At 40.5% G+C, this 19,168-nt stretch carries 16 protein-coding genes; 7 read left to right on the forward strand and 9 right to left on the reverse strand.

Annotated elements, in window-relative coordinates; all coding sequences use genetic code 11:
- Positions 1 to 39 precede the first annotated feature (39 nt).
- The 3 genes from leuC to KO530_RS02565 all read left to right on the forward strand — a co-directional run bounded on the left by leuC (position 40) and on the right by KO530_RS02565 (position 3,414).
- Complete coding sequence (gene leuC, locus KO530_RS02555) at positions 40 to 1,434, forward strand: 3-isopropylmalate dehydratase large subunit (RefSeq protein ID WP_216046834.1); 1,395 nt, start codon at positions 40 to 42, stop codon at positions 1,432 to 1,434.
- Positions 1,435 to 1,443: 9 nt separating this feature from the next.
- A complete protein-coding gene (gene leuD, locus KO530_RS02560; RefSeq protein ID WP_216046835.1) occupies positions 1,444 to 2,046 on the forward strand; it encodes a 3-isopropylmalate dehydratase small subunit in 603 nt (200 codons plus the stop codon).
- 165 nt (positions 2,047 to 2,211) lie between these two features.
- On the forward strand, positions 2,212 to 3,414 hold the full coding sequence (locus KO530_RS02565; protein ID WP_216046836.1) for an HD-GYP domain-containing protein: 1,203 nt from the start codon (positions 2,212 to 2,214) through the stop codon (positions 3,412 to 3,414).
- 57 nt (positions 3,415 to 3,471) lie between these two features.
- Here KO530_RS02565 and KO530_RS02570 read toward each other — a convergent pair whose 3' ends face one another.
- Complete coding sequence (locus KO530_RS02570) at positions 3,472 to 4,527, reverse strand: general secretion pathway protein GspB (RefSeq protein WP_216046837.1); 1,056 nt, start codon at positions 4,525 to 4,527, stop codon at positions 3,472 to 3,474.
- A gap of 1 nt (position 4,528) precedes the next feature.
- Positions 4,529 to 5,431, reverse strand: coding sequence for an ExeA family protein (locus tag KO530_RS02575; protein ID WP_216046838.1), 903 nt, complete (start codon positions 5,429 to 5,431; stop codon positions 4,529 to 4,531).
- Positions 5,432 to 5,548: 117 nt separating this feature from the next.
- On the opposite strand from KO530_RS02575, the gene KO530_RS02580 reads away from it, so the two are divergent.
- The 4 genes from KO530_RS02580 to KO530_RS02595 all read left to right on the forward strand — a co-directional run bounded on the left by KO530_RS02580 (position 5,549) and on the right by KO530_RS02595 (position 10,977).
- Complete coding sequence (locus KO530_RS02580) at positions 5,549 to 6,781, forward strand: multifunctional CCA addition/repair protein (protein WP_216046839.1); 1,233 nt, start codon at positions 5,549 to 5,551, stop codon at positions 6,779 to 6,781.
- A gap of 113 nt (positions 6,782 to 6,894) precedes the next feature.
- Positions 6,895 to 8,109 (forward strand): ATP-dependent RNA helicase SrmB, encoded by a 1,215-nt coding sequence (srmB, locus tag KO530_RS02585; RefSeq protein WP_216046840.1) that lies wholly within the window; start codon positions 6,895 to 6,897, stop codon positions 8,107 to 8,109.
- A gap of 457 nt (positions 8,110 to 8,566) precedes the next feature.
- Positions 8,567 to 10,309, forward strand: coding sequence for a putative bifunctional diguanylate cyclase/phosphodiesterase (locus KO530_RS02590; RefSeq protein WP_354667857.1), 1,743 nt, complete (start codon positions 8,567 to 8,569; stop codon positions 10,307 to 10,309).
- A 92-nt stretch (positions 10,310 to 10,401) separates the two neighbouring features.
- A complete protein-coding gene (locus tag KO530_RS02595) occupies positions 10,402 to 10,977 on the forward strand; it encodes a thymidine kinase (protein ID WP_216046841.1) in 576 nt (191 codons plus the stop codon).
- Positions 10,978 to 11,073: 96 nt separating this feature from the next.
- Here the strand turns inward: KO530_RS02595 and prsR are convergent, their stop codons facing one another.
- The 7 genes from prsR to KO530_RS02630 all read right to left on the reverse strand — a co-directional run bounded on the left by prsR (position 11,074) and on the right by KO530_RS02630 (position 19,042).
- The gene (gene prsR / locus KO530_RS02600) at positions 11,074 to 12,435 is read right to left on the reverse strand and encodes a PEP-CTERM-box response regulator transcription factor (RefSeq protein WP_216046842.1); all 1,362 of its coding nucleotides are present in this window, start codon (positions 12,433 to 12,435) and stop codon (positions 11,074 to 11,076) included.
- Between the two features lie 27 nt (positions 12,436 to 12,462).
- Positions 12,463 to 14,487 (reverse strand): XrtA/PEP-CTERM system histidine kinase PrsK, encoded by a 2,025-nt coding sequence (gene prsK / locus KO530_RS02605; protein WP_216046843.1) that lies wholly within the window; start codon positions 14,485 to 14,487, stop codon positions 12,463 to 12,465.
- Between the two features lie 105 nt (positions 14,488 to 14,592).
- The gene (locus tag KO530_RS02610; protein WP_216046844.1) at positions 14,593 to 15,717 is read right to left on the reverse strand and encodes a beta-ketoacyl-ACP synthase III; all 1,125 of its coding nucleotides are present in this window, start codon (positions 15,715 to 15,717) and stop codon (positions 14,593 to 14,595) included.
- A 171-nt stretch (positions 15,718 to 15,888) separates the two neighbouring features.
- Positions 15,889 to 16,845 (reverse strand): hypothetical protein, encoded by a 957-nt coding sequence (locus tag KO530_RS02615; RefSeq protein WP_216046845.1) that lies wholly within the window; start codon positions 16,843 to 16,845, stop codon positions 15,889 to 15,891.
- Positions 16,846 to 16,891: 46 nt separating this feature from the next.
- Positions 16,892 to 17,524, reverse strand: coding sequence for a hypothetical protein (locus tag KO530_RS02620; RefSeq protein ID WP_216046846.1), 633 nt, complete (start codon positions 17,522 to 17,524; stop codon positions 16,892 to 16,894).
- Positions 17,517 to 18,059 carry an RNA polymerase sigma factor gene (locus KO530_RS02625; protein ID WP_216046847.1) on the reverse strand — a complete coding sequence of 181 codons (543 nt, stop codon included), beginning with the start codon at positions 18,057 to 18,059 and terminating at the stop codon, positions 17,517 to 17,519. Before KO530_RS02625 ends, KO530_RS02620 begins: the two co-directional genes overlap by 8 nt.
- 71 nt (positions 18,060 to 18,130) lie before the next feature.
- Entirely contained in the window at positions 18,131 to 19,042 is a 912-nt protein-coding gene (locus tag KO530_RS02630) for a hydrogen peroxide-inducible genes activator (protein ID WP_216046848.1), read from the reverse strand.
- Positions 19,043 to 19,168 lie beyond the last annotated feature (126 nt).

The raw sequence follows: 19,168 nt of genomic DNA on the forward strand, positions 1-19,168 counted from the left end.
ATTAGCCAGTAGGCTCAGATTTAAATTTAGGAATTAAAAATGGCAAAATCATTATACGACAAAATCTGGGAATCCCATGTTGTCGACCAATTGGGTGACGATACTCTTATTTATATCGATCGTCACTTAATCCATGAAGTGACCTCACCTCAGGCATTTGCAGGATTAAATGACAAGGGACGTAAAGTTAGATGTCCCCATAAAACCTTCGCGACTATGGATCACAGTATTTCTACTCGCTCATTAGCCATTGATGCTTGTGGACCAGAAAATCAATTACAGCTACAAACCTTAGCCAATAACTGTAAAGAACATGGCATTGAATTATTCCCTGTAGGCCATCAAAAACAAGGTATAGTCCATGTTATTGGACCTGAGCTTGGCTTAATTCTACCCGGAATGACGGTGGTTTGTGGTGATTCACATACTGCAACTCATGGCGCTTTCGGGGCCCTTGCTTTTGGTATTGGTACCTCGCAAGTTGAACACGTATTTGCAACCCAAACATTAAAACAAACCAAAGCTAAAAGTATGTTAATTAATGTTGATGGCAAACTTCCCCTTGGCATCACAGCAAAAGATATCATCTTAGCGATTATTGGTACTATTAGTCATGCAGGCGCAACCGGTTACGTTATTGAATATGCAGGTGAAGCAATTCGTGGTTTGACCATGGAAGAGCGCATGACAGTATGTAACATGACCATTGAAGCGGGTGCAAAAGCAGGCTTTATCGCGCCTGATGAAACCACCTTTGAATATATTAAAGGTCGCGAATATGCGCCATCTGGCGAAGCTTGGGATAATGCAGTCGCATATTGGAAAACCCTGCATTCTGATGATGGTGCGCATTTTGACAAAGTAGTTGAATTGCAAGCCAAAGACATTGCACCACAAATTACTTGGGGAACGAACCCTGGCCAAGTAACGGGTGTAACCAACACGATTCCAACACCGCAAGATTTCAGCGATCCTATTGAGCGTGAATCAGCCATTAAAGCACTTGCTTATATGGACTTAAAAGCAGGTACAAAACTAACTGATGTTTCGGTTAATAATGTCTTTATTGGCTCTTGTACTAATAGCCGAATCGAAGATTTAAGAGCTGCGGCGGCAATTGCTCAAAAAGGTAAGGTAGTAGACGGTGTTACAGCCATTGTGGTGCCTGGTTCAGTGACCGTAAAACAGCAAGCTGAAGAAGAAAAACTCGATCAGATTTTCATTGATGCTGGTTTTGAATGGCGGTTACCAGGTTGTTCAATGTGTTTGGGTATGAATGACGATATTCTGAAAGCCGGTGATAGATGTGCATCAACGAGTAATCGAAATTTCGAAGGTCGCCAAGGCCGAGGTGCCAGAACCCACCTAGTTTCTCCAGCAATGGCAGCAGCGGCTGCGATCACTGGCCACTTCATTGATGTACGAGATTTGTAGGAGCAGATGATGACAGGATTCACAACCCATTTGGGTACAGCAGCACCACTTGACCAAGCCAATGTGGATACAGACCAGATCATTCCAAAGCAATTCTTAACCGGAGTGACTCGCACAGGTTACGGTAAACACCTATTCCACGATTGGCGCTATTTAGATTTGCACGAACAAGAAGTTAACCCTGACTTTGCTCTCACTAAACCTGAGTATCAGGGTGCTAGCATTCTTTTAGCTCGTGAAAACTTTGGCTGCGGTTCAAGTCGCGAACATGCACCTTGGGCACTTGCCGATTTTGGTTATAGCGTAATTATTGCCACCAGTTTTGCAGATATTTTTTATGGCAACTGTATTAATAATCAACTATTACCAATCACCCTTAGCAGCTCAGAAATGGATAATTTGTTCAGCATTGTAAAAGATAACCCTGAAACACAAATTTTCATTGATTTACCCAATCAAACTGTAAAAGTTGCTGAACAGGAGTATCACTTTGATATACCTGAGCATCATAAAAACAACTTGATTAAAGGGCTTGATGCGATTGGTCAAACGCTGGAATTAGATGACAAAATATTGGATTACGAAAACAACGCATTTGCTTGGTTAAGATAATTCTCCAATCAAAACAGCATCCAGGTTCAATGGAGTAAAATCCTTGCCTGGATGTATGTTTTAAGCAGTAAACCACCATTTAAATAGAGATTTGAAATTATTATTGGGCTAAAATGCCCGTCAATTTTAAATACTAAAAAAGTGTGTTGGGAGTGCTGGGTAGTAATGCTTGAAGCGATCAAAATCGAAGATTTAAAGCCAGGCATGTTTGTTAATGATGTTATCGAACAAAACGGCAAACTTAGAATAAAAACCAAAGGCCTTGTTAAATCAGTCAAATCAATTGATATCTTAAAGTCCAAAGGTGTAACCAAAGTCGAAATTGATATTTCGCGCAGCAACCTTCCTCCTCCACCGGTAAATTCGGAACCCAAAGAAAGCACAACACAAGAAAATACTGCCCCAGTAAGTCCTAAGAAGACATCTTTTAGCGATAGTGAACAACTTGAAGCTGCGACTAAACTATATGACGAAGCGTTGACGATCCAAAGCCGTTTCTTTAAACGTTTAGCCGCCAACGATACTCCCTCACTTTCTGATGTAAAAGATTTAAGTGCAAATATAATTGAGTCAGTATTCAACATGCCAAACGGCCTGAGTTGTTTAACTTTGCTGAATAAGTCAGGAAAATACTTGCTGGAACATTCTTTGAATTGTTCGATTTTGTTGACAATGTTCGCAAAGTACAGAGATATGGGTCGGCAAGCAATTGAAGAGTTAAGTTTAGCCGGTTTGTTAATGGACGTTGGTATGACAAATATGCCAAAAGACATTACCCAATCTGCTGGAAAGCTCACACCGCAACAAAAAGAAATTATTACGACTCATGTAGACATTGGTCTCGACTTAGTGGACCGCTGTGGTGATGTTGCAGCATCAGTACAAGATATTATCTTTAACCATCACGAACGAATTGATGGTTCCGGCTATCCCGATGCACAAACTGATCATGATGTCAGCGAATATGCCAGAATGGCGGGGATTGTTGATAGCTACGACGCAATGATTAATGATCGGCCGTTCAGAAAAGCGGTAACCCCTTCCAGAGCACTGGTTAAACTGCTAAGCGATGAAAGCTACGATCAAGTATTGGTTGCTCAATTCATTAAGTGTTTGGGCGTACACCCTGTAGGCTCACTTGTAAAACTCGACAATGATAGATTGGCAATAATAATGCGGGGCAATAAAGAAACCCCAATGAAGCCTATAGTCGCGGCTTTTTATAACTTAAAAACAGCTAGCTATTCAGAAGTAAAAAAAATCGATTTAAGTCAAGTCAATGTAAAAATTATCAGTGCCGTTCGCCCCGAAGAGTTTGGACTAAATTTGACCAAGTTTTTAAAAGAAATTTTAATCACCGCACTTTAGAAAGACATATTGGGCATTTAAGCTTAAATTTGAATGCCCATTGCAAAGCAACAATGATTACCAGTCAGACAGCGCATCCATACTAAACTCTTGTCCTTTAAACGTCATAATCACGTGTTGTGGCTCGATTCCTATTAAAACCAGCCCATCCTCAATTTCCTGCCCTTCTACTACCCTTTTGCCGTTCACCCTAACCCATCGTTCTTCTGGGGCAGAAACATACATGTGAGCAGAGAATGCCATACTGGGCAGTTCTGTTAGTACCCACGCAGGAAGTTCATTGACTGCCGGAACATCTCTTATCGGTTGTGCATCATCCGTTGGATCAACCGGTGTTTCATCGCCAATGGAAGCCAACGCATTTCGGAAGCGCTGTAATAATTCTGGTGGAATATTATTTTGTTCGTCTGCTTTTGTTTGTTCTTGTTCAGCTTGTTGCTCTGCTAATAATTGCGCCGTTTCGTCAACCGAGACATTTTCATTGCTATCTTGCTTTTGATTTGACGGTGGTGTTTTAGGCTGCTCGATAATAGGCTGTTCCGGTTTAACGTCAACCATATCACTTGGTTCAATATTGGTTTGTTTTTCAGTAACTTGTGAGTCTTGTTGCTCTTCAAGTTCGTCTTCGGTGATGCTACTGTTAGGAAGCGGTGCTGCCGTTTGCACGGTGTCAGTCGACTGATGAATTAACTGCGTAACTGTCGTCAAATTTGCTAACACTAAACCCACGCAAAATCCGCCTGCTACTACCACTGATGCGATTAACGATTTTTTACCATAGTATTGCCATGCTTCTGGTAACTCTTGCACTGAAGGCAAAAATAAACTGCGATTAAACTGCTCTGATATGCCTTGGTCAATATTCTGGGTAACCGTGCTGGTATCTTCAACCAATTGCTGGGTTTTTGATTTGGCAATTTTCGGCTTTTTAACCTCCACTGTCATGTCAGGATCAATTTCAACTTCCTGCACGCCCATTTCAGCTAGCGCCTTTACCATATCAGAGCTGCTCACAAGCCCTGATTTTTTTATCTTAACTGGTCCGTTTTGGGCGGTAACTTTGATGATTACCATACCGGCTTTGAGTTGGTCTACACTGATCTTTTGGGTCATGTTAGCCTCCTACCATATAGCCGACAGACGCAGCGGCAAGGAAGCATGCGGCCAATATCAAGGTCCATTGTTTTCCTTGCCGCTGTTTTACCACATCATCGCCAAGTATTTGTCTCGCTGCTGCAATAAAAATATGGCGACGAACAATTGCATGTTGTTTTGTAAAAGACAACGTTAAAGCGCGGTCGCAAAGCAAGTTAATCACCCGTGGAATGCCGCCGGTTATCTGATAAATGGCTTGCAAAGTGGGTTTGCTGAAAATACGTTCGTGTCCGCCAGCCACAGACAGACGATGGGAAATGTAATTTTTGACTTCTATTGAGGATAAAGGCAGTAAATGGTATCTGGCCGTTATACGTTGTGCTAACTGTCTCAGTTCATTACGTTTTAATAATTGCTGTAATTCAGGTTGACCTATCAATACCACTTTTAAAAGTTTTTCCCGATTTGTTTCTAAATTGGTTAACAGCCGCAGTTGCTCTAATACTTCAGGTAAAAGATGTTGCGCCTCATCAACAATAAGCACTGTATTAATGCCGTGTGAATGATTTGTTGTGAGTTTAGTTAGTATTTTATCGGTGAAGTATTTAAGGCTTGCTTGCTTTTTAAGGTAACGAATTTTTAATTCATCACAAATACTTGCCAATAACTCGATTGCAGAGAGCGTTGGATTGAGAATCATTGCCACTTGGGTATTGTCGGGTAATTGTTGCAATAATTTTCGCGAGACAGTGGTTTTCCCTGTACCTACCTCACCGGTGAGCATCACAAAGCCGCCACTTTCACGTAAACCAAAAATTAAATGAGCGAGCGCCTCTTTATGGCGAGGACTCATATAAAGATAATCAGGGTTAGGCGCTATTGAAAAAGGGTTATCGGATAATCCAAAATAATTCAGGTACATATGTGCTTATAAAAACCAATCCAAATTTGCGACGAATAAGGTAACACTATTTGAGGTTAACTCAAAGACTGCTTACTATAGGATTTATAGTCCGACGATAAAGTGAGTTGTTAACTGATGAATTGTTTTTTAGTAGGTGGCGCTGTACGCGATAAATTACTAGACCGCAAAGTAAGCGACCGAGATTGGGTAGTAGTGGGAGAAACAGTAGATTCAATGTTAGCGGCTGGATATGAGCAGGTCGGCAGTGATTTCCCGGTATTTTTGCATCCCAAAACCAAAGAAGAATATGCCTTAGCGCGTACTGAACGAAAAAGCGGGAAAGGCTATACAGGCTTTGAAGTAAACAGTGAAAGTAGCGTTACTCTTGAAGAAGATCTAAAACGCAGAGACTTAACCATCAATGCCATGGCGTTAGATAAAAATCAGCAATTGATCGACCCCTTTAATGGTCAAAATGATTTGCATAACCGCCTATTACGACATGTGTCACCTGCTTTTGTTGAAGATCCGTTACGCGTACTACGCGTTGCTAGATTCGCCGCACGTTATCATCAATACGGCTTTGAAATTGCGCCTGAAACGGCATCCTTGATGAAGCAAATGGTGGATCAAGGTGAGTTAGATCATTTGGTACCTGAACGGGTCTGGAAAGAAACTTCTCGAGCTTTATTGGAAAAAGACCCTGACATTTTTTTTGAAGTTCTCAGAGCATGCGGTGCCCTTAAAGTATGGTTTCCTGAATTGGATGTTTTGTGGGGAATTCCAAACCCAGTGCAATGGCACCCAGAAGTAGATACCGGTATTCATACGATGATGGTGATTCAACAAGCGGCTAAACTTAGTGATAATTTGGCGATCCGCTACGCGGCTTTAGTTCATGACCTTGGTAAAGGTCTCACCGATCCGGCTCAGTGGCCCTCGCACCGAGAACATGAAGAGTTAGGTGTCGCACCAATACGCGCATTAAGTGAACGTTTGAAAGTACCAAATGAATGTAAAGAATTAGCGATTATGACCAGTGAGTATCACACTCACATTCATCGTGCATTGGAGCTTCGACCTGCCACTATATTAAAAGTATTAAACCATTGTGATGCTTGGCGTAAGCCGGAGCGTTTCAACAATTTACTGACAACATGTATTGCCGATGCAAAGGGACGTACCGGGCTTGAAAACAGAGATTACCCACAGGCTGAATTCATCTGGAATGCTTATCAAGCGGCGATGAAAGTTGAAGTAAAATCGATTATAGAGGCCGGCGCAACCGGTAAAAACATTAAATTACGGCTAGATGAGAAGCGAATAAACGCAATTCGCGAGTTTAAACAAGCATATCAGCCGGATTAGGGTCGAATTATTCCTGATGAAAACGACAGAATCTAATTAAGGCTGCCCTAAACTGGATAAGTCCTCTATAATTGCGACAATTATGTAAATGGTACTAACCTCCACGGAAAAATATGTTTGAAGAATTAGATCTTGACGAAAAATTATGTCAAGCAGTTGCCGATATGGGGTACACATCCCCAACCAGTATTCAATCTTTGGTGATACCTCCCGCCATGGAAGGACAAGACATTTTAGCCAATGCACCAACAGGTACAGGTAAGACAGCAGCATTTTTGTTGCCCGCATGTCAGTTCCTACTGGACTTTCCGCGCCAACAACCAGGCTCATGCCGAATTCTAATATTGACTCCTACCCGTGAGCTGGCGTTGCAAGTTTATGAGCAAGCGCTGCAAATCACAAAATATACGGATTTAGAGTGTGGGGTGATTACGGGTGGTATTAATTATGGAACAGATCGTGAAACCCTAGAGAAAAACCTAGACATTTTAGTGGCGACACCAGGTCGATTGTTCGAACATATTGAAAAAGAAAGCTTCGATTGTCGAGATATTGAAAGCTTAGTGTTAGATGAAGCAGATCGCATGTTAGATATGGGCTTTTCTGCGATAGTGAATCAGATTGCATCTGAGGCCCGCTGGCGCAAGCAATCAATGTTGTTTTCGGCAACCCTTGAAGGCGCTGGAATTGAACGATTCGCCAAAGATCTGTTAACCAACCCAGTATCGCTAGAAGCCACGCCAAGTCGCAAGGAACACGCAAAGATCCTGCAATGGATTCATTTAGCAGACGATCCCGCGCATAAATATAACCTGCTTAAAAGTATTCTTGCTAACCAAATTCAGTCTGCGGTGGTATTTGTAAAAACTCGAGATAGACTCAACCAGCTTAAACAAATGCTCGAAAGAGATGGATTTACAATCTCTTGGTTACAAGGTGAGATGCCACAGGACAAACGCAATAGCGCATTACAACGTTTCAAAGACGGTGAGATAAACATATTGCTGGCCACCGACGTTGCTTCACGAGGTATTGATGTAGATAACATAAGCCATGTGATTAATTACGATTTACCCAGAACCGCTGATATTTATGTACATCGAATTGGTAGGACAGGCAGAGCTGGCAAAAAAGGGACTGCGATATCGATTGCTGAAGCCCACGAAATGGGAATCATTGCAAAAATCGAACGCTACACTCAACAACGTTTTAAACGTCGTGTTATTGAAGAATTGCGACCTAAAAATAAAGAAGCCAAAGCGCCAGTCAAAAAGAAGAAACCTAAATCTGAGAAAAAGAAAATTAAGCGGCCTAAGAAAAAGAAATAAAATACGATAATGAGAGTCATAAATTGTTTTAAAATAATAATTTAGCTCTTAACCTGAGTCAATCTGTACGCTAGGTACACAGGACCATCGTAGTTGTTTGTTTTTTAACTAACCTAAAAGTTGTATGATGTTGAAATATATAATGTGCGCTGTTTGAGCAATTTGGCTGGTTTTTATAAGGGGTTCTGCCATTAACAACGTTTTTGAAATTGCTCGGGCAAATTTGCGGGACAAAACTAACGGTATATACGAAAATGTTCTTTTCGGTTTGATCGGCAGTTTAGTTGCTGCTTTTTTTCTGGTTTTTGCTCTAGACCCCCCTAACACCCACAGTCTAAAAGTTATTTGGCTCGTTATTGTAGCTATCATTACAAGTCTAAGGTTCGCCGATTGGCTGTATTGGTTTATCAAATTACGACGCAAGAAATACGAGCCATCCCGCGCAAGAAATCGAGTAGTGCTTGGTGTTATATCATTGGCTTTGATGTGGTGTATCTATGCTGTGGTGTTTTATGACAGTATGGACCTAACCGAATTAGCATTGACGTTTGCCATGCTTTGTACACTTTCAAGTGGCGCTAATTCAGCACTTTCTGGACATAAAAGAGCCGCGATACTTTACACCGTCTTACTTCTAACGCCAGTTTCTTGCATGGCATTATTTTCCGGTATCAGTATTCATTTCTATTTAGGATGCTTGGGCATTTTGTACAACCTTTCGGTCGCCTTTTCCGCAGCACGAGCGGCAGATTTAACCGAAGAATCGGTTAAAATTCGCAATGAAAATGCGTATATCTTAGAAAAAATGCATAAAGAAGCAGCCCAAGTAGATGAAGTCAATGGCAAGCTTTCTGAAGCATATAAGCAACTCAACGTTACCAACGAGTCGTTAGAAAAAGAAGTGGAGCGACGTACCGACGAAATTAGAGTGCTATCTAGTTTGGATCCGTTAACCCAACTTTATAACCGCTCAGCCTTCATCCAGCAATTATCTGAAACAGCAGCTAAAAGCATAAAAAGTGGGCATTCGGTAGCCTTGTTATTCATCGATTTAAACGGTTTTAAAAAGATTAATGACACCTTGGGTCACAAGGTTGGTGATGCTGTTTTAGTCGAAGTTGCCGGTCGAATAGGCGCGTTTGCTAACGATTACCAAGCTGGACGTTGGGGCGGTGACGAATTCTTGATGCTACTGCCGTATGCCGACCATGAAACGGCTATTTCTGTAGCTAATGCGTTGTTAGCCCGTATTTCACAGCCTTTAGATGTTATGTCTAATCAATTGTACTTAAGTGCCACCATAGGTATTGCGATGTTGCCTGAACATACCTCTAGTGAGACAGAATTAATACAATTGGCTGATTTTGCCATGTTCGAACAAAAGAAATTGCATTTGTCTGCACCAAGAATGTTTTCACAAGATTTATTTGAGAATCTTAAACAAATTGAAAATCTGCGAGATGGACTGCAAGAAGCCATTAACAATAAACAGATGTACCTTTGCTACCAACCTATAGTGAAATGTAAAACCAAACAACCATGGTCGTTTGAGGCATTATTACGCTGGAATTTTAATGGCAACTTAGTTGGACCAGACACCTTTATCCCCCTTGCAGAACAATCAGGTCTAATCCATGAAATTGGAGCTTGGGTACTCAATAGAGCCTGTATTGATGCAAGCCAATGGCAGCATAGTCCAAACGCCTCTGTTTCAGTAAATGTATCAATAATTCAATTATTAGACTCTGATTTTATCGATATATTAGACAGAGCACTGAAAACCAGTAAATTACAACCAGAGCGACTTCACTTGGAAATAACTGAGTCTATGTTCGCCGATAACAAAGTCAAAGTGAAAGCCAAACTCAATGCAATTAAGGCAAGAAATGTACAGGTTTCAATTGACGATTTTGGCACTGGCTATTCTTCCTTGAGTCAATTACAAACACTCAATTTTGACACCATAAAAATTGATCGTTCTTTTGTGCTAAACATGCATCAAGGCGGAGAAGCAATAATCAGAGCAACTCTATTTATAGCCAAACAATTTGGTTGTAAAACCGTCGCTGAAGGCATTGAGACAGAACAAGAAGCTCTCACACTTTCAGAAATGGGCGTCGATTATTTACAAGGTTTCTTATTTGCTAAACCTATGGTAAACGATGATTTACGCCGATGGGTGGAGAATATCGAAACCTAGTTTATAGAACCATTAATTCGAACTTAAACTAGATCACTATTTTAACTTTTAAAAACCACTGTGTTTCATTGCATAGTCATTAGAGCAGCTTTATGGCCCAACTATATTTTTATTATTCTGCAATGAATGCAGGTAAATCCACTTCACTACTACAATCAGCATACAATTATCAAGAACGTGGAATGCGAGCGGAAATTTTTACCGCTGCGCTAGATGATCGTTACGGCATTGGCAAAGTCGCATCGCGAATTGGCTTAAAAGCGGATGCACACCTTTTTAATCGAGAAAGTGATTTATTTGAAAGTATCCAAGGCTTACATGAAAAAGGAAAAATTGACTGTATATTTATCGATGAAGCGCAATTTTTAAGTCAACAGCAAGTGAAACAGTTAACCGGGATTGTCGATCAACTAAAAATTCCCGTATTGGCCTACGGATTGCGAACTGATTTCCTCGGTGAGACCTTTGAGGGAAGTCACTATCTGTTGGCATGGGCCGATAAAATGATTGAATTAAAAACAGTCTGTCATTGTGGTAAAAAAGCCAACTTCGTGGTGCGCTGGGATGAGAATGGTAACCCAGTAAAACATGGAGCTCAGGTGCAAGTTGGGGGTAACGACACATACGAATCAATGTGTCGCAAGCATTTTACGCAGTTGGTTTGGTAATAAAAAGTGAATTGAAATGCTAAAACCAATTCACTAAAAAAATCCCTCAGTATTTATATCCTGAGGGATTTTTTAATTCACAACCAATTAAACCTATTATGCACCGGTCTTTATATCATCCAAATGGTACTTATCAATTAATGAGTATAATGTTGGTCGTGTCACACCTAGCAATTCAGCAGTTCTCGACATATTTTTCTCAGACTGGTGATAAGCTCGACGTATTGCCCGACTCTCGGCTAATTCTCTGACTTCTCGTAGATTAAGACTATCAACGGCATCGTCACCATCTTCACGCACAACTAACCCAAGATCATCGGCTTGAATGGTACTGCCTTCGGCCAAAATAACTGCTGATTTTAGTTTATTTTGTAATTCCCGAATATTACCGTTCCACTTGTGTTGTAGCATCGCTTTCACGGCACCATCGCTGAGACCTTTAACCTTTGTTCCAAATTCTTCGTTGTATTGGTTCAAGAAGGTCTTAGCTAATAAAATAACGTCATTCTCACGCTCTCTTAGCGGCGGAATGCTGATAATAATTTCGCCAACACGGTAGAACAGATCTTCACGGAACGTCTGTTCAGCGACCATGTCTTGCAAATTTCTGTGGGTTGCACAGATAACTCGAATATCCACAGGAATTTCACTTCGGCCACCTACTCGCTCAATCACTCGTTCTTGTAAGAAGCGCAGCATTTTGGCTTGTAAACCTAACGGCATGTCACCAATTTCATCTAAAAATACGGTTCCACCTTGGGCGGTTTCAATTTTTCCTAAAGTGGTTTTATTCGCGCCAGTAAATGCGCCTTTTTCGTAACCAAAAAGTTCACTTTCTAAAAGGTTTTCAGGTATGGATGCACAGTTAATCGCGACAAAAGGATTGTCTTTACGCAGACTGTGGTCGTGAATACTGCGGGCAAACACCTCTTTACCAGTACCACTTTCCCCTAACAACAAGGTGCTAATATCAGTCTGAGCAATTTTTTCAGCTTTACGACTAACCATCTGAATACATTCACTATTACCAATAATTTTGCTCATTGATGGTGAAGTTTTGGCTAGTTGTCGATTTTCAAGTTCGAGGTTATATAGGTTGGCTGCGCGATTAATCAAAATCTGAATCGTGTCAGAATCTATGGGCTTTTGATAAAAATCGTAGGCACCTAAGGCAACGGCTTTAAGCGCATTTTCTTTATCATTGTTACCCGTTACCACAATAACTTTTGTTTGTGGTGATAAAGCCAAAATTTCCTCTAATGCAGCCAGTCCCTCAGAAGCATTAGCAGGGTCAGGAGGTAAACCTAAATCTAGTGTAACAACTTTAGGTTCATATCGACGTAATTGGTTGATCGCAGACTGACGATCTTCTGCGAAAACAACTTCGTAATCACTCAAACTCCATTTAAGTTGTTTTTGGATACCTAGATCATCATCAACTACTAATATTCTATCCACTTCTTCCGGGTCCCTCTATAAAGATTATTATTCTGCAGGAAAACTCAGTGTGAACACTGATCCTTTTTGTTCTTCACTTTGGACTTTGATACTGCCGCCCAACCTTTCAACGAAATTTTTGGCATCGTAAGCGCCAATTCCCATTCCGGCGTTACCTTTTGTGGTATCGAATGGTTTAAATAGGCGATTTTCAATAAAATCTTGACTCATCCCTTCACCAGAATCTTTGATGGTAACCACAAGAAAACGTTGGTCAACGCTCATATCAATGCTAATTTCCACTGTTCCATTATCATCAGTAGCTTGTTGTGCATTACTGATGAGGTGATACATAACATTACAGAATTTTTCTTCATCTATCACCAGTTGTTTTTCATCTATTACAATTAAACTGGGATTGGGTAAATTTCCTGCGCATTTTTTAGCGATCACTGAGCGAATACTTTCGGAAACATTACATAGTTTTACACTGCTTATTTGCGCTTCTTTTTTATCTGTAAGCTGACGTAACATTTTGTCCATACGAGCTTTTGTATGCGTCAGTGTTTCGAAAGTATCGTCAATAAACTCGGGGTTGTCTTTATGTTGCTCCGCATTTGCCAAAATCAAATCTATTTGTGCCAAAACATTCTTTAAATCATGTAGTACAAAAGCTGACATACGATTGAAGGCCGCAAATTGCGCATTTTCCGCGACTTCTTTACCCGCTTCATGATGAAACACATAACTCGATATTTGTGCGGTAACCGCAGTCAGGTAATCCCGTAACTCCCAATTCAGCTTACGCACTGAACGATCACCATTCATAATGGCTAAGCCCCACAACGCTTCCGCTTTATAGATGGGTAGCACAATTTGAAATGAACATTCGTTTAATAATGCATGATTTATTTTTAAGCCTTCGTAAATAAAGGGTTGGTAACGCAACTCTTCGATGTCGATGACCCAATCTTTTTGTTGACAGTAAATTGCCAATTCATTGAGTAGCTGACATTCTCGAGAAGTTAGATCTGGATGGTTTATCTGTGCTTTTGGGTTGAGGCTATGCCCTTCTTTTTTTAATAAAACGCCGGAATCATATTCAATTGCTTGAATCCAGCTATTGAGGGCATTTTCATACACTTGGGAAATATTCGATTCATTGGAAGATAACGCATCGGTTAATTTTAACCATTCAATTCGATAGTCAAATTGATTAACAAAAAAGTGTTTTGTGATAAAGACGCGAATTTTAACCCGTAAGCTATTTGACAGAAACAATGTCATCAACAGTGCCGTAGACAAAACGATGAGCAATATCTGTATTGTTCCTCCCCACTCTCCGCCTACGTATTTCACGAAATAGCCTAACATCGCCATGATAAACAGATAAATACCTGCAACCATCAATAACGAGCTGTGTAACACTATATCTCGGGAAATGAATATATCCACTCCCCAATGTTTGATACGACGAATCGCCAACACTAAAAATGGCAATAATCCGGTATATACATACCCTCTAGCAGCAATATAGTGGACTTCAAGACCACCAACCATAGTGGCATTGGCGAAGGTAACAAATTCAAATAAGTTAGTAGCGCCCAGGTATAACACTAATGGTTTGTAAGCCCACTTATTTTCCCCTGCTTGCCTGTAGAGCAGTTCTAAAATGACCAAAACTTCTAAGGATATTATGGTTTGTGCGAGAAAACGCCAGCTAACGTCGATGCTGAAAAAATAAGGTAATAATATCGAAGCCACAGGTACAGATAACATCACAATCGAAAAAGGACGCACTAATACGTCCTTTAAATTGCGAAAGTCATCTTTAATGCAAGCCAGCAAAAACACCAGCCAGATACTTTGTTTAGCTGCATCCCATAGAAACAGGTTTTCAATTTCTACAGGACCAAATAAAAAGTTAATGTGGAGCAAACACCAGACAGCAGTCCCTGCAGTGGCCAAAATCAATAAGTACTTGACTAATCCAGCCTTTCTGACCGTGAACAGCAATAATAGCAATAGGCTGTAACTCACTACACCTAATCCAAACCCAAGATCGGCTACCATGATTTATTGACTTCCTTGAACGAAACTAACTTTTGTATGCACCCTGTAGCACTTCAATTATCGGTAAAGACTTAACTCTACGTGTTGTAATTCATAGCTTCAATTTTACTTCTTTTTCAACACCAAGCTACCAATAGAATACCCAGCACCAAAGGAACAAATCAGACCAAAATCTCCCGATTGTAAATCTTGATGATGTAAATGAAATGCAATGATGGAGCCCGCCGAAGCAGTATTTGCATAACGATCTAAAACAATAGGTGCTTCGTCACCTTCCGCCACTCGACCAAGTAATTTTTTGGTAATTAAAGTATTCATATTAATATTCGCTTGATGCAACCACCAGCGCTTAACATCAGCTGAAGTCAAACTGTGCTTTGCCAAATGATCGACAATATGAGCAGCAGCCATAGGACAGACTTCTTTGAAAACTTTACGTCCTTCTTGATGAAATAACTTATCAGGCCCATATGGTTCGGTATCAAATACTCGACTCAAGTAGCCAAAGTTAGAACGAATATTGTTGGAAAAATCAGTGACCGCTTTGGTACTGAGAATCTCAAATTGGTGTTCACTGGTTGCAGTATCTTGATGTTCGATAACCATCGCCGTAGCCACGTCACCAAAAATAAAATGACTATCGCGATCCTTATAATTAATTTGCGGTGAAACCAATTCAGGATTAATGACTAGTACACATTTAGCCGTTTCAGCGGCAACCATCTCGTAGGCTCTATGCACACCAAATGTAGCTGCTGAACATGCAACCAACATGTCAAATGCAAAACCTTTAATTCCCAACGCACCTTGAACTTCAATCGCTATAGCCGGGTATGAGCGTTGCGTGTATGCACAAGAAACAATTACAGCATCAATATCTGCCGCGGTTTTATTCGCCGCTTTTAGCGCCTTTTTCGCTGCATCTAGAGCAACTTCAGCTTGATGAGATATTTCATCATCACTTCGCTCTGGAATATCAGGGCGCATACGGTCGATGTCTAAAATACCGTCTTTGCAGTACACATAACGACTTTTAATACCAGACGCTTTTTCTACAAATTCAGCACTAGATAATGGCTTAGCTTTAACTTCATCAGCCGCTATTGCTTCGGCGTTTTCTTGGTTAAACTTTTCTGCATAAGCATTATAGCTATCAACCAATTCACTGTTAGAAATACTATTTGGTGGTGTCCATAATCCCGAACCACTGATCACAATCTGTTTAGTCATGTATTAAAATCCAATCACTTGTCACTGCATAAATTAAACTGCCTAAGCTTAGCGTTTTCACAGTCAAAAGTCATGGAACATGCAAAAGCAATTTAATTGTATTGCTAAGTTAACTAAAAATACCGTGGGGTGCACGGTATTTTCAAAGGGTTAATATTGTTTAATAGCAGATTAGAATAGATAGGCATCAGCATTAGATAGTAACTGCTTAGGCGTTATTTTATCTTTTACACAAGATTGAATATCTTTGTTTTTAAACACATAGATACGGTCTTCAGATCCGCTCTTCACAGCTGAACCCAAATTCGACAAAACGAAAGTTACGTTTTCATCGCTTGGCAATGCCTTAAAGCCGTTTCCATATTTACACAAAGTAGAGGTGACATTATCTTCAAACCGAGTTAAAAATGCCGAGTATTGCTGCTTCCTTTGCATAAGTCGTTGTTCAGCTTGTTGTTTTTGATCTGCTTCCAATTGTTCGGCATATTTGTCAACACTGGATTGACGTTTTTTCAACTCAGCTAACTCAGCATCTAACTCTGCTTTTTGCTCTTGTAAATTGGCCTTGCGCTGGCTATCAGCAGTGCGCATTTCAAACTCTATATCCCGCAAGCGACGCTTATATTCGCGCTGCTCCCAAGCTATTTCACGCTCTTGTTGATTTAATTCCCGTAGTTTTTCTCTTGCTTTATTCATCGCCCCGCTCGCCAATCGTAAAGACTCTTCAACTTCTTCACTCCAGTGTTCATCATCAAATTCGATGAATACCTCATGCTCTTCGTCTCCAACGACAGGCAATGGAGGAATAGGCGGTAGTTCTGGAGCTAGTACAAACTCATTGTTGGTATCAAAAGAAAATGAAAAGTGTCTATTATGAGCACTGCTGTTTAATTCAAATACCACCCCTTGAGCCGATAAATATGTAACTTCCAATCCCCGTAAGCGAATACCGTTTTTGTTTTCCCCTTGCGCCATGGCAGTTTTCATAATACCACTCATTATCTGCAGTTCACTGCGCAATTCTGACAGGTTGGTTTTTGCCCAAACTGCACTTGAAGCGAGTCCAAACATCACTGCTACTGTGGTAGTTGCCAATGATAATTTCTTAAATTTTTGATAGGTTTTCATTTTTACCTCTTTATTCTTGCAAATTAGATACACAATATTTCTGGTTCTAAGGATTACCACTTGGACTGTCGTAAATCGCTTTTTCGAGCTGATTTAACTGCCGAGCGTAAAACAATTGGTCGTCGTTTCGCTGTTCATTGATGAACTTTATGAGTTCTCCGAAATCCTCTTTACGTTCTTGCCTACTAGAGGCTAGTAAGTACTGAGTCAATTGGGTGCTTGCATCTAATTGCTGTTCACGTAACGACATAACATAGCTATTTAAAGCTTCATTTTGTTGTACTTTAAATTCATTTAATTGTTGGGCGACTTTTTGCTCGATACTCTGGTTAGAATCAGCAAACCCGAATGTCACCTTGCCATTTTCGACACTTGCTTCAAAACCACTAAAAACCAAAACAATAGCAACAATCGAAAGCGCGCTCGAAAATACCGGTAAACCTTGCCATTGCCACCATTTAGGTGGTTGCTGATAATCAAAACTATTCGCCTTGTTCCACTTAGGCACTATTTCTGAGCGATAATCTTGCGCTAGCAAGGAAGCTTGGTTTGCCATTTCAACCTGCTCAGAAAAGCGCTCATTTTCAGTGCACAATTTCTCAAACTGTTTTTGTTGTTGCGGGCTCAATTCCCCTTGCATCCAAGCTGCGAGTAACTCAGATTCATTTAAATCAGGCATATTCAACCTCCAATAAAATTTTTAACTTAGATAGCGCACTGTACATTCGGGATTTCGCGGTATTGGCTGAAATACCCAGTTGTTCAGCTATTTCTTCAAATGTAAATTGTCCGAAAAATTTCAGTTCAATAACGGCTTTTTGAGATAGCGGTAACTGTTGCATTGCACTAACCAGTTGATTAGCATCTTGTGAAGAAACCATTGACGCTTCCAGGCATGGCTCAGCGCTTTCTATCTCAGGACTATCATCAAGGGCTTGATTTGGTTTTTTGCGCCGATAAAACTCAATGCATCTATAGTGAGCAATTTTAAAAAGCCAGCCCCTAAAGCTGCCATCTCCGCGGTAATTACTTAAATTACGGAAGACTGAAATAAACACTTCTTGCATCAGATCTAAGGCATCTTCGCGAGTGCCTGTCATCCGAATACCATAGTTATACACTTGAGTTTCATAGCGTTTTATCAGATTCAGCCAAGCTCGTTTGTTTCCATTCAACGCTTTGGCTATTAACTGTTCTTCGCTTTTTTCAAACACTTAGATGGTTCCATTAGTCTGCTTGTGAATATAGTCGAGACCAGGTTTCAAATAGTTTGAAACTTGTAAAATTATTTTTTCAATGTAGGAATGGGCATCAATGGTGACAGAAGTTCTGCTAATAATCGGAATAACCGCACTCGGGTGGTCCCCGAACGCCAGACTAAACCAATCTCTCGATAAGCATTATCTTCAGCAGGCATAGATACTAATTGCGAGGTACTCAATATATGATGTTCAATAGCGAGCTCAGGCATAAATGTAAAGCCAAGTTTGCTATTCGCCAGTTCAACTAGAGTATGCAAGCTCGATGCAGCCAGTGAACTAACTTGCTCGGAGTGCTGAAGTCGACAAGCGCTAACTGCATGGCCTGTCATGCAATGCTCTCGCTGTAGCAAGAATACGCTCTCTTTTGGCAGTGCAGACATATCCATTGGCTCAGGTAGGGAACTAACTAAGTCGCTATGGGCAATTAAATGGAAGGGATCATGGCCAATCACCAATTGTTTGCAACCTGGGGTTTCCATAGGTAAAGCTAAAATCAGAAGATCTAAAATACCATCATTTAATTGTCGTAAAAGGTTTTCCGTGGTGTCTTCTTGCAGTTTTAACTGCAACTCAGGGAAGTTCGATTTGACCACTCCCAACACGCCTTCAAAGATAAAAGGAGCGATAGTAGGAATGACGCCTAGCTTTAAATTACCCGCCAACCAATTTCCCGCAGACTGCGCAAAATCGACCAATTCAGTCGCATCGTTTAACAATTTTTTACTGCGCTCAACTAACTCCAGTCCAAACGGCGTAAAAACAAAGGTTTTATGATCCCGTTCTAAGAGTTGACAAGCAAATTGTTCTTCGAGATTTTGAATCGCGGTACTGAGGGTAGATTGACTCACACAACATAGCTGAGCAGCTTTATTAAAATGCTGTACTTCATGGAGAACAACGAGGTAATGCAGATGCTTTAAATTAGGCCATTTCATTATTTATCTTCTAAAAAACTGATTACATAAGCTAGTTTAAATCAGATTTTTAAATATTCAAATCAAATAAAAACGGCACCAAAAGGTGCCGCTTTGAGAAAAAATAAAAATCGCTTTTGGGAATTT

Source organism: Aliiglaciecola lipolytica (genome assembly GCF_018860635.1).
GTDB lineage: Bacteria > Pseudomonadota > Gammaproteobacteria > Enterobacterales > Alteromonadaceae > Aliiglaciecola > Aliiglaciecola lipolytica_A.